The sequence below is a fragment of the Amycolatopsis sp. DG1A-15b genome (assembly GCF_030285645.1).
Taxonomy (GTDB): domain Bacteria; phylum Actinomycetota; class Actinomycetes; order Mycobacteriales; family Pseudonocardiaceae; genus Amycolatopsis.
In genome coordinates, this window is sequence record NZ_CP127296.1 from 2,256,437 (window position 1) to 2,270,125 (window position 13,689).

Consider the following 13,689-nt stretch of genomic DNA (forward strand, 5'->3'; position numbering starts at 1 on the left):
TCACCCTTCCCGCGGCGCCGGGCCGACCAGGCGGGCGGCCGCTTCGGCCGGGCTGGTGCCGTGGGTCCGGGCCAGCGAGAGCAGGCGGTCGAACGCCGCGTCCTCGCCGAGCCCGTCCCGGCCCATGAGGAAGCCCTTCGCCATGGCGACGAGGTCCCGGTCGCGCAGGGTGTCCTTGAACCGCTCGCTGAACCGGCCGGCGCGTTCGTGCGCGCGGGCGTTCGCGACGAGGATCGCGGCGCGGTCGGCGAAGGTCACCAGCGCCCGCTCGTCGACCGGCCCGAAGGCGCGGGGAGCCGTCGCGTAGATCTTGATGGCGCCGTGGCAGCCGTCTTCGGTGACCATCGGAGCGGTGACGACCGACCGCAGCCCCGAGCCCGCGACCGCGGCGCACCACCGGGTCCAGCGCCGTTCGGTGGCGACGTCGTCGATCCGCTGGGGCGAACCCCCGGTCAGCGCGGCCATGCAGGGTCCTTCGCCCAGCTCGTACTGCAGGGCGTCGGCCTCGCGCACCAGCGGGCCCGACGCGCTCGCCGTGACGAAGCCGCCGTCGGCGTCGACGACGGTGACCCCCACGCCCGCCGCGGCGGGGATGGTCGTCCCGGCCAGCGAAATGATCAGCTCCAGCACCGACTCCACGGTGTCCCGCGACAGCAGCAGCCCGGACATCCGGGCGGCGACCGCGGCCAGCTCCCCGTCCAGCGGCAGCTCGCCCGGCGAAGCCTGTTCCGACGACATGGCCGCTGATTACCAATCCGGCGTCCCTCGTAAACCCGTCCGGAGGATCCGGCGCACCGGCTATCTTGGCCCGGGAGGCACCGTGAACCAGTGGCTTGGGCGGGGGATCAACTTCGGCAACGCGCTCGACGCGTTGGGCGACGGCCCGGAGCTGCCGCTCGACGCGCGCTATTTCGACGAGGTGGCCGAGGCCGGCTTCGCCACCGTCCGCCTGCCGGTCCGGTGGTCGGCGCACGCCGGGGCCGCGCCGCCATACGCCATCGATCCGGCGTTCTTCCGGCGCGTCGACGCGGGCGTGGGCGCGGCCCTCGACCGCGGTCTGCGGGTGGTGGTGAACGTCCACCACTACCACGAGCTCTGTGCTGCGCCGGACGAGCAGCTGCCACGCTTCCTCGCGCTCTGGCGGCAGATCGCGGCCCGCTACGCCGGCCATCCGGGGCGGCTCTGTTTCGAACTGCTCAACGAACCCCGCGGTGAGCTCACGGCGGTCCGGTGGAACGCGGTGCTGGCGGAGGCCCTCGCCGTCGTCCGGGCGGCCGACCCCGGGCGCACCGTGATCATCGGGCCCGCCGGGATGAACGGCCTCGAGGCGCTCCCCACGCTCGCCGTGCCCGACGACGGGAATCTCATCGCCACGATCCACTACTACGCGCCGTTCGAGTTCACCCACCAAGGCGCCGGCTGGGTCTCCGGGGCCGGCCGCTGGCTCGGCCGCACCTGGGGCGGCACCGCCGACGAGGCCGCCGTGCGCGCCGACCTGGCCGAGGTCGCGTCCTGGGGGCGCGAGCAGCGGCTTCCCGTGTTCATCGGGGAGTTCGGCGCCTTCTCGGCGGCCGACATGGTTTCCCGGGCGCGGTGGACGGCGTTCGTCCGGGCCGAAGCCGAGCGCCTCGGCATGAGCTGGGCCTACTGGGAGTTCGGCACGGACTTCGGTGCCTTCGACCTGGAGCGCGCCGCTTGGCGCGAGCCGTTGCGGCGGGCGCTCCTCGGTGACCGGGAGGCCGCCGGTATCGCGCGGTGACCCGGGCGGCCGCCGCCCGGCCCGGACCACGTCGCACCGGCGGACATGGAACGACGGTGGAGTGGGTACCCGAGGGCCCTTCGCGCCCGAGCGGGAGGAGCAGACATGCAACGGGACCCCACCGCACCCGCCTCGCCCCTGTTCGACGAGGTCACCGGGGCGCTGGAAGCCCTCACCGCCGTGCTGGGGGAGGAGGACGACTTCCGGATCCTGCTGGAGCACATCTGCCTGCAGGTGCGCCACGCCGTCCCCGGCGTCGACGAGGCCTCGGTCACCTTGGTGACCGGCGAGGTGCCGCACACGGCGACCGCCACGAGCGCGGTGGTGGACGGTCTCGACGGCGAGCAGTACCGGATCGGCGACGGCCCCTGCCTGGAGGCGATCCGCGGCGGCAAGATCGTCCGCACGACGGTGTCCGACGCGGTCGAGTGCTGGCCCGGCTTCGCCGGCGGGGCCCGGGAGGCGGGCTTCGGGAGCTTCCTCGCCGCGCCCCTGGTGGCCGACGAGCGGTTCTCCGGCGCGGTCAACTGCTACGGACGGCAGGACGACGGCTTCGAGGAGGTCGAAGCCCAGCTGCTGGAGCTCTACACCGCCGCGGTGGCGGCGATCCTGCGCGTGTACCACCGGTACCTGACGGCGCGGGAGACCGCCGAGCACCTCCGGACGGCGCTGACCTCCCGCGCGGTCATCGACCAGGCCAAGGGCATGCTGATGGCGATCCGCCAGGTCGGCGCCGACGACGCCTTCGCCCTCTTGGTGCAGCAGTCGCAGCGGGAGAACGTCAAGCTGCGCGAGGTCGCGGAGCGGTTCGTCGCGCGGGTGGTCTCCGGGCACGTCCTGCCGCGGTAGCGTGGGGCCGTGGCGGGGAGCAGGATCACGGTGCGGGTCGGCGAGCGGCAGCTGACGCTCTCGAACCTCGAGAAGGTGCTCTACCCGCGGCCCGGCTTCACCAAGGGCGAGGTGCTCGACTACTACACGCGGATCGCGCCGGTGCTGCTGCCGCACGTCCGCGACCGGGCGATGACGTTCGTGCGGTTTCCCGAAGGCGTCACCGGCACCTCGTTCTTCGAGAAGGACGTCTCCCGGCACGCGCCGGACTGGGTCCGCACCGCGCGCCTGACCGTCGGCGGGCGCGGCAAGGACCCCGAGATCATCGCGTACCCGCTGATCAACGACCTGCCCGAGCTCGTGTGGGCGGCCAACCTCGCCGCCCTCGAACTGCACGTCCACCAGTGGACCGTCGGGCCCGGCGACGAGCGCCGCACCCCGGACCGGCTGGTGTTCGACCTCGACCCGGGGCCCGGCGCGACGGTCGTCGACTGCTGCCGGGTCGCCGAACGGCTCCACGACGTCCTCGTCGCGGACGGGCTCATCCCGGTGGCGAAGACCAGCGGCTCCAAGGGCATGCAGCTGTACGCGGGCGTCGTGACGACGGACGGCGGTGAGCCGTCGCGGTACGCCAAGGCACTGGCCGAGCGGCTCGCCGCCGAGACGCCGGACCTCGTCGTGGCGCGGATGACGAAGAACCTGCGCCCGGGCAAGGTCTTCATCGACTGGAGCCAGAACAACCCGGTCAAGACCACGGTGGCGCCGTATTCGCTGCGCGGGCGCGACGAGCCGACGGTGTCGGCTCCGGTCACGTGGGACGAGGTCCGCGCCTGCCGGCACGTCACGCACCTGAGGTTCACCGCGGGCGACGTCCTGGCGCGCGTCGAGGACTTCGGAGATCTGTTCGCCGATCTGGAACGCACCCGCGTCCCGATTCCTGCGTTCGGCTGAACTTCGGCAACCACCATTCGCGCCGGGGGCGCGGGGGAATTCCGGAGAATTGCGGGAAAACGTCTTCACCTGCGGATTTGATCGTCCACAGTGGAGCTCTGCATGTGCAGACGGGCGTGTCGCTGCACGGACCGCAAGTGCGTATGTCCGGCGGTGGGCCGAAGTCCGCGAAGTCGGTACGGTCTACGCACGAACCGCGGCAGCCGTCGCGGTGGCGAAAGACAATGATGTGGCGGCCGTTGCCGGTCTTGTCGAACGTGGCGAAAGGAAACGGGTGTCCGGCCTGATCGACACCGATCTCGAATTCTGGTTCCAGCGTGGGCTGCGCGCGTATCTCGGCGAGGTGGCGCGTGCGCTCGGCTTCGGCCTGGAATCCTGCACCGTGGACCTCGACGTCCCGGTGTCGGCTTACCTGGCGGTGGACTGGCGGCTGCGCCGGTTCCCCGAGCGCGACGTGGCGCTGCTCTGGGACGAGGTGCACGGCTGGGCGGCCGCCGTCGAGGCGGCGTGCGGGGAGGAGATGATCGTGCTGTCCTACCTCGGCGGCGCGGACATCCTGCCGCCGCCGCGCGAGGTGGTGCGCTTCCTGGCCGCGCTGCGGGCGGGCGCCCGCGAGCCGGACGGGCCGGGCTCACCCGTGCTGCGCCGCGCCGGCCACCACCAGGAGCTGCTGCCGCTGTTGCCGGCCCGCTGACTCTCCACAGTGGACGGTGCCGTGCCGGTTCCCCGGCACGGCACCGCGCTCACCGCGGGCCGGCGAAGCTCACCAGGCTGATCGACGGGCGCAGGTCACGCAGGCCGGGCAGGTTCGCCAGCTTCCGCAGGGTGCCCGGCCGCCAGGCCCCGCGGCCGGGCGGCGGCTGCACGTCTTCGACGGCGGCCACACCGGGAATCCGGCCGGCCAGGCGCGCCGCTTCGGAGACGGTCAGGCCGAACGGCATGGGCGGGACGGTGTAGTGGGCCGACAGGCGCAAGCCGGAATTGCCGGTGCCGGCCGGTGGCGTGGAAGACGGGGGGCGCCCCCGCGGCCCGCCCTTCAGCGTCCGCCTGCTGATCCACGGCGGGATCGAGTCGAAGAACAGCTGCCCGCCGGGGAACCGTGCGGCGCAGTCGGCGATCAAGGCGAACACCTCGTCGCGGTCGAGGTACATGAACAGCCCTTCGGCCGAGATGAACACGCCCCGGGCCGGATCGGGGATGTCCAGCCACTCGCGGTCCAGGGCCGAGGCCGCGATCGAGGTCACCCGCGGCTCCGGCGGGAGCAGGCGCCGGCGCAGGTCGATCACCGGCGGCAGGTCCACCGAAAGCCAGTCGACGGCGGGCCGCCCCAGGCGCCAGTAGGTGGTCTGCAGGCCCTCACCGAGGGCGACCACCGTGGCGTGGGGGTGCCGGTCCAGGTAGGCGCGGATCGCGAAGTCCAGGGCGACCGCGCGCAGCGGGTGGATCTGGTCCGGCTTGCCGAAGCGCGCGTAGTCGTAGGCGACGCGGCGGTGGAGGCGTTCGGCCAGCGGGTCGGCGAAGGCCGAGCCGGGGTGCCGCGACTCCTCGGCGCGGTTGCGCAGCGTCCACAGGCAGGTGGCCGCCACTCCGCCGAGGGCCTCGCCGTCGATCGGGTCCGCTTCGTTCATCGGCGCCGGGTTCATGCTCGGCCCGCCGCGAACGAGGTCCGGAGGAAGCCGAGGATCTCCGCCGCCGCGGTCTCGGCCTGCGGGACCAGGCCCGGCATGCTGAGGAAGGCGTGCCCGGCGCCGGCGTACTCGGACAGCCGGACCGCAGTGCCCGCCGCGTCGAGGCGGCCGGCGTAGCGGCGGCCGTGATCGGCCACCGGGTCGTGCGTCGGCACCACCACGAGCGCCGGGGCCAGTCCGCCCAGGTCGCCGGCGTGCAGCGGGGAAACCGCGCGGGCGTCGGTGCCCGGTGGGACGGCGAGCCGCTGGAACAGCCGCAGCACCGGCAAGGTCAGGGTCGGCGTGTGGGCGTACTCGGTGACCGACGGGTGGTCGAACATCGCTCCGGTCGCGTCGACCGCCGGGTTGACCAGCACCTGGGCCCGCAGGGGCAGCCCCGCATCCCGGGCCCGGATCGCGGCCAGTGCGCTGATCAACCCGCCACAGCTTTCGCCGAAGACGGCGACCCGTGCCGGGTCGATGTCCCACGCTCCGGCGTCCCGCACCAGGTGCCGGAGCGCGTCCCAGCCGTCGTCGACCGCGTCCGGGAGCGGGTGGTCCGGGGCGACGAGCCGGTGTTCGACCGAGACGACGACCGCGGGCAGCCGGGCGGCGAGGTGGCTGTTCACCCAGTCGCTCTGCACCGCCGTGCCGACGAACCCGCCGCCGTGGACGTGGACCACGAGCGGGAGTGCGCCGCCGGCCCGCGCGGCCGGCCGGTACACCCGGACCGGCAGCTCGCGGCCGGGCAGCGCCAGTTGCCGCCACTCGATCACGGCGTCCGGGTCCGGTTCCCCGGTGATGGCCCGCGCGGCGGCGGACGCCCGGAAGCGGTTCTCCGCCTCGCGGTAGGCGAGCAGTTCTTCGGTGGTCATCGCCGGCCAGTCCGGCTCAGGCGGCCGGGGCACGGTCGGTTCTGCGGACACGATCACTCCCTAGTTTCGAAACCTGAGGTATCGAAACCTACGGTAGCGAAAACCGATAGGCTCGCGCCATGGCTTCGTCCCCCTCCGCCCGGCCGCCGGGCCGGCCCCGCGCCGGCGTCCACGCCGCGGTGTTCGCCGCGACGCTGAGCACGGTCGACGAGCTCGGCTACGCGAAGGCCACCGTCGAGCGCATCGCCGCGGCGGCCGGCGTCGCGAAGACGACGATCTACCGGCGCTGGCCGTCGAAGGGCGAGCTGATCGTGGACTGCCTCCTGGACGCGTTCGGCCCGGCGCCGCTGGCCGGGGGGAGCCGGGCGGAAACCTTGACCGCGGTCATCCGCTGGGCGGCGGCGAAGATCGGCGAACCCGGGGTGGGCGACGCGTTCGCCGGCGTGTTCAGCGACGCCGTCAGCGATCCGGCGCTGCGCGTGGTCCTGTCCTCGCGGCTGCAGGATCCGTACCGGCTCGCGCTCCAGGACGCCCTCGGCGAACCGGAGAGCCGGGTGCTGTTCTTCGTCGACGTCGTGGTCGGCGCGCTGCTGCACCGGATGGGCATGACCGGCGAGCCGATGGTCGACGCCGACGTCACGGCGCTGGCCGAGATGGTGGTGGCGCACTTCCGGCAGGCGTGACGGGCGTCACGCGCCGGGCTGTCACATCGGCCCGGACCGCGGAGTCGTGGGGGTGACGGACCCCGACCCCGGGGCCGCGAACCCCGAGGAGTTCCGATGAACACCGCTCACCTGATCGTCACCATCGCCGCCGCGGCCTGGGTCGGCTTCTCGGCCGTCTCGATGTTCACCCGCGCCAAGTGGGTCGTCGAGCCGATCACCGAGTACGGCGTGCCCCGCTCGTGGTGGAACCTGCTCGGCACGGCCAAGGCGGCCGGCGCGGCGGGGCTGCTCGCCGGGCTCTTCTGGCCGCCGATCGGCATCGCGGCGGCGATCGGCCTGGTGCTGTACTTCAGCGGCGCGCTGGTCACCGTGGCCAAGGCACGGGCGTACACGCACCTGGCGTTCCCGGTGCTCTACCTCGCGCCGGTGGTCGCTTCGCTGGCTCTGCTGCCCTGATCGGCGAGCCAGGTGAGCGCGTCGGCGGCGTGGCACAGCACGGACAGGTGGCCCTCGCCGGGCACGGGCCGGTACTCGGCGTGCGGGCACCGCCCGGCGAGCCACGCGCTGTGCGTGGCGGGGATCATCCGGTCCCGCTCGCCGTGCACGAGGAGGACGGGCGCGGTGATCCGCGCGGGGTCGCCGCCCCACGGCGCGACGTAGGCGAGGTCGTCGTCGATCAGCCCGCCGGGCCCGTCCGCCAGCGCCGCGCGGACGACCTCGTCCAGCCACGACCACGACCCGTTGAGCACGGCCAGGTCGGCCTCGGTGAAGACCTCCGGATCGAACTCGGCGGCGGCTTCGTGCTGCTCCTTGGCGGCCCGTCCTTCGGTGGCGGCCCGGAGCGAGGCGGCACTCGCGGCGGCCATGCCCCCGAACCAGTCGAGCCCGCCGGCATCGAACGGCGCGACGGCGGCCAGGCTCGCCACGGCGAGGACCCGATCCGGCAGCAGGGCGGCACAGGCGAGGGCGTGCGAGCTGCCGCCGGAGTGCCCCATCAGGGCGAACTCGCCGATCCCGAGGGCATCGGCAACGGCGGCGACGCACTCGGCCGCGTTCCCGACGGTGCGTCCGGGCACCGGAGTCGAGGTGCGGTAGCCCGGCCGGTCGAAGGACACGAACCGGACCCCGAGTTCCGCGGCCAAGGGCAGCAGCGGCCCGGGCGGCGCCCCGGTGTTGGGGGTCCCGTGGTGCCAGAACACGGTGCGCCGTGCGGGGCCGCCGGTGTCGTAGACGTGCAGGGTGCGTCCGCCGGGGAGGACCAGATCGGTCTCGGTGACCATGGGCCGAGCCTAGCGACGGCGGTAACGGAAACCCGGCGCCGGCCGTCGGCCGACCGACGAGAACGGCGAGAAGCCCGGATTCCACTCCGGTACAACGCCAACCCGTCGTCGGCCCACTACCACCCGGTGAACTTCGACCGCCTTGGGCGGTATTTGCGCCGGCAGGGCAAGTCCGCGCCGGACGAGGTGGCGGTGCACCCCCGGCACCTGGCTCGGCGCGACCAGGTCGCCGGGGAACGCGCCGCGGGCAGCCGAACCCGCGTCAGCGGGCCAGCCGCGGCGCCAGCCAGGCCAGCGAAAGCGGGTACCGGTAGTCGATCCCGCCGTGGCCGGCGTCGAACAGCTCGAAGTGGACGCGGTGGTCCGGCAGGCCCACCGCGGCCACCTCCGCCCGGAACGCCTCCGCGCCGAGGTCGAGGAAGTACTCGTCGCTCGTGCCCGCGTCGATCCACGCCGCGCGCAGCGAGCGGACCGCTTCCGCGTGGCCCGCCACCATCCGGACCGGGTCCCAGTCCAGCCAGCGCCGCCACTGCTCCGGTCGCAGCGCGCCGGTCAGCGGGTCGAACGGCAGCTCCGGCGTCCCGTCTTCGCGTGCCGAGAAGCACGCCGAAACGCCGAGCACCGTCAGCAGGATCGCGTCTTCGGGCTTGGTGAACGCCGGGCGGCTCCGGAAGTCCGCCCACCACGCCTGGATGTCCTGGTCGTAAGCGCGCAGCGCGCGGACCGCCTTCCCGAAGTCGGGGACGTAGCTCAGCTCGTACAGCGAGTCGCCCGCGTGCGTCGCCAGCGCGCCGAACAGGTCAGGCCGCACCATCGGCGTGATCATCGCGCCGAACCCGCCCGACGACTTGCCCGCGATCGCACGCGATTCGCGGTCGGGGAGGGTCCGGTAGTGCTCGTCGACCCACGGCACGATCTCGTCGCACAGGTAGGAGTGGTAGCGGCCGGTACCCGGCGAATCGACGAACTGCGAGCCGCCGTAAGCGGTCCACGCGTCGACGTACACCACGACGCAGCCCGGCGCGCCGCCCGCGAAGACCGCGTCGGCCGTCTCCACGAACGGCTGCCGGAACGGCGTCCGGTTGGCCCACATCGCCAGGTGCCCGGTGTAGCCCTGGATGACGTACACCGCCGGGTACCGCTCGTCACCGTCGTCGTAGCCGGGCGGGACGTACACCCACAGCGGCCGCTCGTGCGGGTCGCCGAGCGGATTCTCGCGCAGCAGCTCGGAAGTCACGGTGTGCCGGTCGAGCCGGCCGGCGAGTTCGCCGTCCCAGGGGAGCATGCGGCCAGTCAACCACGGCCCACCCGGTTGCACGGGCTAAGCAATACCTCTTTCCGGCGCGTAGCGTTGAGCCGTTTCCGGCCCGAAGTCCGTGTTGCGGACACGGTGGTGGACCGGGAGAAGCGGGGAAGACCATGAAACATCCGGGGCCGTTGTTCACGCTGCTCGCCGGGGCGCTGCTCGCCGGTGGGATCGGCGTCGCCGATCTGGCGGCCGGGACCGGCGCGCCGTCGGTCGCCGGGGCCGCGAGCGCGGTGAGCGCCGCGAGCACCACGACGACCGCGCCGCCCGCGACGACATCGAAGCCGTCGGAGCCGCCGAAGCCCGCTCCGCCCGCGCGGGCGGACTACGCCGGGAAGGTGACCGGTGGCGGCGCCTCGATCGCGGTGTCGGCGCGTGACGGCCACGCCATCGCCTACCTCTGCGACGGCAAGAAGCTCGAAGCCTGGCTCCAGGGCGTGACCGCCGGCGGGGAGCTGGACCTCGAGGGCGTCCCGGACGCGAGCCTGACGGGCCGGTTCGACGCCACTTCGGTCACCGGCACCGTGACCGTGGCGAGCAAGACGTACCGGTTCACCGTGCCGACGGCGAAGAAGCCCGCGGGCCTCTACCGGGCGGCGCCGAAGGTCAAGGGCAAGGCGGCGAAGGTCGGCTGGATCGTGCAGCCCGACGGCAGCCAGGTCGGCATCCTCACGACGGAGGAGGGCCCGACGGCCGCCCCGGCGCTCGATCCGGCCGCGGACACCGCGACCGTCGACGGCGCCCCGGTGACCGCCGAGGCGATCAGCGGGCTGACCGGGAACGGTGACTTCTGATGGCCGCCCCGGCAGCGGGTCACCGCGCCGCGGTCGCGCTCGTGGTGCCGCTGGTGGCCGGCGCCGCCGTCTCGGTGGCGCTCGGTGTCTACGGCAGCCTGCACACACCGACCGGTGTCGCGGTGAACGTCGCGGGCTTCTCCGGCCCGCAGGCGGTGAAGGCGTGGCTCGCCACGGTCGTCGTCGTGCTCGCCCTCGTCCAGCTCGGCTCGGCACTGGCGATGTACGGGAAGTTCGGCGGCGACGCGCCCGCGTGGGTCGCGCCGGTGCACCGGTGGTCGGGGCGGCTGGCCTTCCTCGTGTCGATCCCGGTGGCGATGCACTGCCTCTACGCACTCGGGTTCCAGTCGTTCGACACCCGCGTCCTCCTGCACTCCCTGCTCGGCTGCTTCTTCTACGGTGTGTTCGTCGCGAAGATGCTCCTGCTGCGCGAGGACGGCGCACCCGCGTGGTCGCTCCCGCTGGTGGGCGGCCTGGCCTTCACCGCCCTCGTCGGGCTCTGGCTGAGCGCGTCGCTGTGGTTCTTCACCCGGTCCGGCTTGACCTTCTAGCAGGCGGAGGACGAAAAGTGCGCGACGACGAGACGGACCCGGTGCTGGGGCGCCGGACGGCACTCGCGGTCTTCGGTGCCGGGCTGGCGGCCGGCTGCAGCACCTACGGCAGCGGTTCGGGTGGGACGTCGGCGGCCCCGCCGCCCGCGGGGCCCGGCACGGAACTCGGCGCGTCCGGCGACGTGCCGGTCGGCGGCGGCAAGGTGTTCCCGGACAAGGGGGTGGTGGTGACGCAGCCGGCGGCGGGGACCTTCGCGGCCTTCTCGGCGATCTGCACCCACCAGGGCTGCACGGTCGACGCCGTCGCCGAGGGCACCATCAACTGCCCGTGCCACGGCAGCAAGTTCTCGATCGCCGACGGTGCGGTGGCGAACGGCCCGGCGTCGAAGCCCTTGGAGAAGAAGCCGATCACGGTCGCGGACGGCAAGATCACGTTGTCCCCGGCGTAGGCCTTCGTGACGGTCGCCGCGGCCGCGCCGGTCTGGCATCATCGGGCCGGTGCGCCCGGTCGAGATCGCCTGCGACGAGTCGGGCTCCGAGGGCGAGAACCTCCTCGGCGGCGAGACGGACGTCTTCGCCCACGCCGGCGTGCGGCTGACGCCGGCCGAGGCGGCCGCCTGCATCCGGGAGATCCGTGCCCGCATCGGCTCGCCCGCGGAGGAGTACAAGGCGAACCACCTGCTCCGCGCCAAGCACCGCGCGGTGCTCGAGTGGCTGCTCGCCCCGGACGGCCCGCTCGCCGGCCGCGGGCACGTGCACCTGACCGACAAGGCGTTCTTCGCCGTGCGGGCCGCGGTCGGCCTGCTGGCCGAAGACGGCACGGACGCGATGGCCCGCACCCTCCACCGCACGGGCCCGGCGGCCTTCGGCGCCGCCCGCTGGCAGTTCGCTTTGACCGCGTTCACCAGCGTGCTGCGGCTGAAGCCCCGGCGCGGCGTGACGACGTCGCCGCGGGAGTTCTTCGCGCTGGTGGACGAACTCGCCGCCGTCCCGGGGGAAGCAGGCGAGATCGTCGGCCTGTTCCGCGGTGGCGGCGAGCGGGTGGCCGCCTACCGGGCCCGGCTGGCGAGCGACCCGAGCTTGGTGCCGGTGCTGGATCCGCTGGTGCCCGCGGTGATCCACACGGTCCGGCACTGGAGCACCGGCGACACCCCGGTCGCGGTGATCCACGACGAGCAGCTGGCCCTCACCGCCGAGCGCGTGCTGCAGCTCAAGGCCACCCTCGGCCCCCGCTTGGCGGACGTGCGCTTCGTCGACTCCCGCTCCGACGCCCGGGTCCAGATCGCCGACTTCCTGGCCGGAGTCGCCCGCCGCATCGCCTCCGACCAGCTGAACGGCCGCGGGGATCCCCGGTTGACCACGCTGCTGAAGTCCTTTACGGACGCGGACTCGGTCTGGGACGGGCCGGTCGGCTGAGGGCCCGCGCCCGCGCCGCCCGATTGCGGCGGCACACGGGCGGCCGGGGCCGCACGCCGATCACCGGTTCGTGAAGATCCCGCCCGCTCCCCGTACGCTGGCCTGGTGCGGACCCGGCCCACCCTCTCCTGGACGTCGGCGGACGCGCCGCTGCCGCGGACGTCCAGCCTCGACGAGCTGATCGGCGTCGTCGCACGGGGGCGCGTCGCCGTGCTCAGCGGGGCCGGGCTGTCCACCGAATCCGGGATCCCCGACTACCGCGGGGAAAGCGGCAGCCTGCGTCGGCACACGCCGATGACCTACGACGAGTTCGTGACCAGCGCCGAAGGGCGGCAGCGGTATTGGGCGCGCAGCCACCTCGGCTGGCGCACGATCGCCCGCGCCGACCCCAACGACGGCCACCGCGCCGTCACCACCCTGCGCGACGGCGGCTACGTCTCCGGCGTCATCACCCAGAACGTCGACGGCCTGCACCAGGCGGCCGGCACCGCCGACGCCGTCGAACTGCACGGCAGCCTGGACCGCGTCGTCTGCCTGGACTGCCGCCGCACCAGCCCGCGCGCGGAGCTCGACCGGCGGCTGCGGGCCGCCAACCCCGGCTTCACCGGCGCGGCCACCCGGATCAACCCCGACGGCGACGTCGAGCTGCCCGCCGACGTCGTGCGCGGCTTCCGGACGGTCCCGTGCGCGGCCTGCGCGGGTGTCCTCAAACCGGACGTCGTGTTCTTCGGCGAGAACGTGCCGCGGCCGCGGGTCGAGCAGTGCTACCGGCTGGTCGACGATTCCGAGGCCCTGCTGGTCCTCGGCTCGTCCCTGACCGTGATGTCCGGGCTCCGGTTCGTCCGCCACGCGGCGAACGCCGGCAAGCCGGTCGTGATCGTCAACCGCGGCGAGACCCGCGGTGACCGCTACGCCTCGGTGCGGGTCGACCGGCCGCTCGGGCCCGCGCTGACCGAGCTGGTCAGCCGGCTGGGCGAGGATCGCGGCCGAACCGGGTGAGCAGCCGGTCCTGGCGGGACGCGCCGGGCGCCGCGGGCGGCGGCCCGGCGAAGAACCGCGGTCCCAGGGCCAGACCTCCGAAAATGGCGTCGTGGTCCTCGTCGATCCACGCGACCAGGCCCGGGTCGAGGGTCTCGTCGGCGCCGAGGGCGCGGGCGAGGTCCCAGGTGTGCACGGTGCTGTCCGTCGTGCGCACGGCCAGCGCCCGCCGTCCGGTGAGCTTGCCCAGGGGGTAGTCGACGACCCGGTCCAGCGCGCCTTCCTCGGCGAACGCGGCCGCGCAGGCGCGGACCGAGCCGGTGAACGCGGCGACGGGATCGCCGCCGAGCGCGTCGGCGTCCCGCAGCGCCAGGAACTCCTCCCGGGTCGCTCCGCGCAGGAGACCGACGTAGTTGAGGTTGCCGCGGGTCATGTGGTTGACCAGCGCCCGCACGTCCCATTCGGTGCACGGCGTCGGCGCGTCCCAGCCGTCCGGCGGCACGGTCCGGAGGTGGTGCTCGAAACCCCGGGAGGCGAGGAGGAAGCGGTCGAGGAGCATGCCACAGTCTGGCCCGGCCCGCCGCGACGGCGCTCGCGGAGATCGGACGTCGTGGGCGAA

The 13,689-nt window shown here is 73.8% G+C and carries 17 protein-coding genes; 11 read left to right on the forward strand and 6 right to left on the reverse strand.

Annotation, left to right across the window (positions count from 1 at the left end; translation table 11 throughout):
• Positions 1–738, reverse strand: coding sequence for a GAF and ANTAR domain-containing protein (locus tag QRY02_RS10240; RefSeq protein ID WP_285991270.1), 738 nt, complete (start codon positions 736–738; stop codon positions 1–3).
• Positions 739–820: 82 nt separating this feature from the next.
• Between QRY02_RS10240 and QRY02_RS10245 the strand changes: the two genes are divergently transcribed.
• From QRY02_RS10245 to QRY02_RS10260, 4 genes are all read left to right on the forward strand, one after another.
• A complete protein-coding gene (locus QRY02_RS10245) occupies positions 821–1,759 on the forward strand; it encodes a glycoside hydrolase family 5 protein (protein WP_285991271.1) in 939 nt (312 codons plus the stop codon).
• Positions 1,760–1,864: 105 nt separating this feature from the next.
• Positions 1,865–2,608, forward strand: coding sequence for a GAF and ANTAR domain-containing protein (locus QRY02_RS10250; RefSeq protein WP_285991272.1), 744 nt, complete (start codon positions 1,865–1,867; stop codon positions 2,606–2,608).
• A 9-nt stretch (positions 2,609–2,617) separates the two neighbouring features.
• Positions 2,618–3,538 carry a non-homologous end-joining DNA ligase gene (gene ligD, locus QRY02_RS10255; RefSeq protein WP_285991273.1) on the forward strand — a complete coding sequence of 307 codons (921 nt, stop codon included), beginning with the start codon at positions 2,618–2,620 and terminating at the stop codon, positions 3,536–3,538.
• A gap of 274 nt (positions 3,539–3,812) precedes the next feature.
• Positions 3,813–4,232, forward strand: coding sequence for a DUF6292 family protein (locus QRY02_RS10260; RefSeq protein ID WP_285991274.1), 420 nt, complete (start codon positions 3,813–3,815; stop codon positions 4,230–4,232).
• Positions 4,233–4,281: 49 nt separating this feature from the next.
• Here the strand turns inward: QRY02_RS10260 and QRY02_RS10265 are convergent, their stop codons facing one another.
• Positions 4,282–5,166: a class I SAM-dependent methyltransferase gene (locus QRY02_RS10265; RefSeq protein WP_285991275.1), complete on the reverse strand. Its 885-nt coding sequence runs from the start codon at positions 5,164–5,166 to the stop codon at positions 4,282–4,284.
• 11 nt (positions 5,167–5,177) lie between these two features.
• Complete coding sequence (locus QRY02_RS10270) at positions 5,178–6,131, reverse strand: alpha/beta hydrolase (protein ID WP_285991276.1); 954 nt, start codon at positions 6,129–6,131, stop codon at positions 5,178–5,180.
• Positions 6,132–6,199: 68 nt separating this feature from the next.
• On the opposite strand from QRY02_RS10270, the gene QRY02_RS10275 reads away from it, so the two are divergent.
• Entirely contained in the window at positions 6,200–6,763 is a 564-nt protein-coding gene (locus QRY02_RS10275; RefSeq protein WP_285991277.1) for a TetR/AcrR family transcriptional regulator, read from the forward strand.
• Positions 6,764–6,859: 96 nt separating this feature from the next.
• Complete coding sequence (locus QRY02_RS10280; protein ID WP_285991278.1) at positions 6,860–7,201, forward strand: DoxX family protein; 342 nt, start codon at positions 6,860–6,862, stop codon at positions 7,199–7,201.
• On the opposite strand, the gene QRY02_RS10285 is transcribed toward QRY02_RS10280, so the two are convergent.
• Positions 7,159–8,025, reverse strand: a complete 867-nt coding sequence (locus QRY02_RS10285; RefSeq protein ID WP_285991279.1) for an alpha/beta fold hydrolase — start codon at positions 8,023–8,025, stop codon at positions 7,159–7,161. The genes QRY02_RS10280 and QRY02_RS10285 overlap by 43 nt on opposite strands.
• Positions 8,026–8,287: 262 nt before the next feature.
• Positions 8,288–9,310, reverse strand: coding sequence for an alpha/beta hydrolase (locus tag QRY02_RS10290; RefSeq protein ID WP_285991280.1), 1,023 nt, complete (start codon positions 9,308–9,310; stop codon positions 8,288–8,290).
• A gap of 134 nt (positions 9,311–9,444) precedes the next feature.
• On the opposite strand from QRY02_RS10290, the gene QRY02_RS10295 reads away from it, so the two are divergent.
• From QRY02_RS10295 to QRY02_RS10315, 5 genes are all read left to right on the forward strand, one after another.
• The gene (locus tag QRY02_RS10295; RefSeq protein ID WP_285991281.1) at positions 9,445–10,125 is read left to right on the forward strand and encodes a hypothetical protein; all 681 of its coding nucleotides are present in this window, start codon (positions 9,445–9,447) and stop codon (positions 10,123–10,125) included.
• The gene (locus tag QRY02_RS10300; protein WP_285991282.1) at positions 10,125–10,676 is read left to right on the forward strand and encodes a DUF6529 family protein; all 552 of its coding nucleotides are present in this window, start codon (positions 10,125–10,127) and stop codon (positions 10,674–10,676) included. Before QRY02_RS10295 ends, QRY02_RS10300 begins: the two co-directional genes overlap by 1 nt.
• 17 nt (positions 10,677–10,693) lie before the next feature.
• Positions 10,694–11,125, forward strand: a complete 432-nt coding sequence (locus QRY02_RS10305) for a QcrA and Rieske domain-containing protein (protein ID WP_285991283.1) — start codon at positions 10,694–10,696, stop codon at positions 11,123–11,125.
• Positions 11,126–11,174: 49 nt separating this feature from the next.
• On the forward strand, positions 11,175–12,092 hold the full coding sequence (locus QRY02_RS10310; protein ID WP_285991284.1) for a DUF3800 domain-containing protein: 918 nt from the start codon (positions 11,175–11,177) through the stop codon (positions 12,090–12,092).
• A 105-nt stretch (positions 12,093–12,197) separates the two neighbouring features.
• Positions 12,198–13,091 carry an NAD-dependent protein deacetylase gene (locus QRY02_RS10315; RefSeq protein ID WP_285991285.1) on the forward strand — a complete coding sequence of 298 codons (894 nt, stop codon included), beginning with the start codon at positions 12,198–12,200 and terminating at the stop codon, positions 13,089–13,091.
• Here QRY02_RS10315 and QRY02_RS10320 read toward each other — a convergent pair.
• Positions 13,054–13,629: a TIGR03086 family metal-binding protein gene (locus QRY02_RS10320; RefSeq protein WP_285991286.1), complete on the reverse strand. Its 576-nt coding sequence runs from the start codon at positions 13,627–13,629 to the stop codon at positions 13,054–13,056. The genes QRY02_RS10315 and QRY02_RS10320 overlap by 38 nt on opposite strands.
• Positions 13,630–13,689 lie beyond the last annotated feature (60 nt).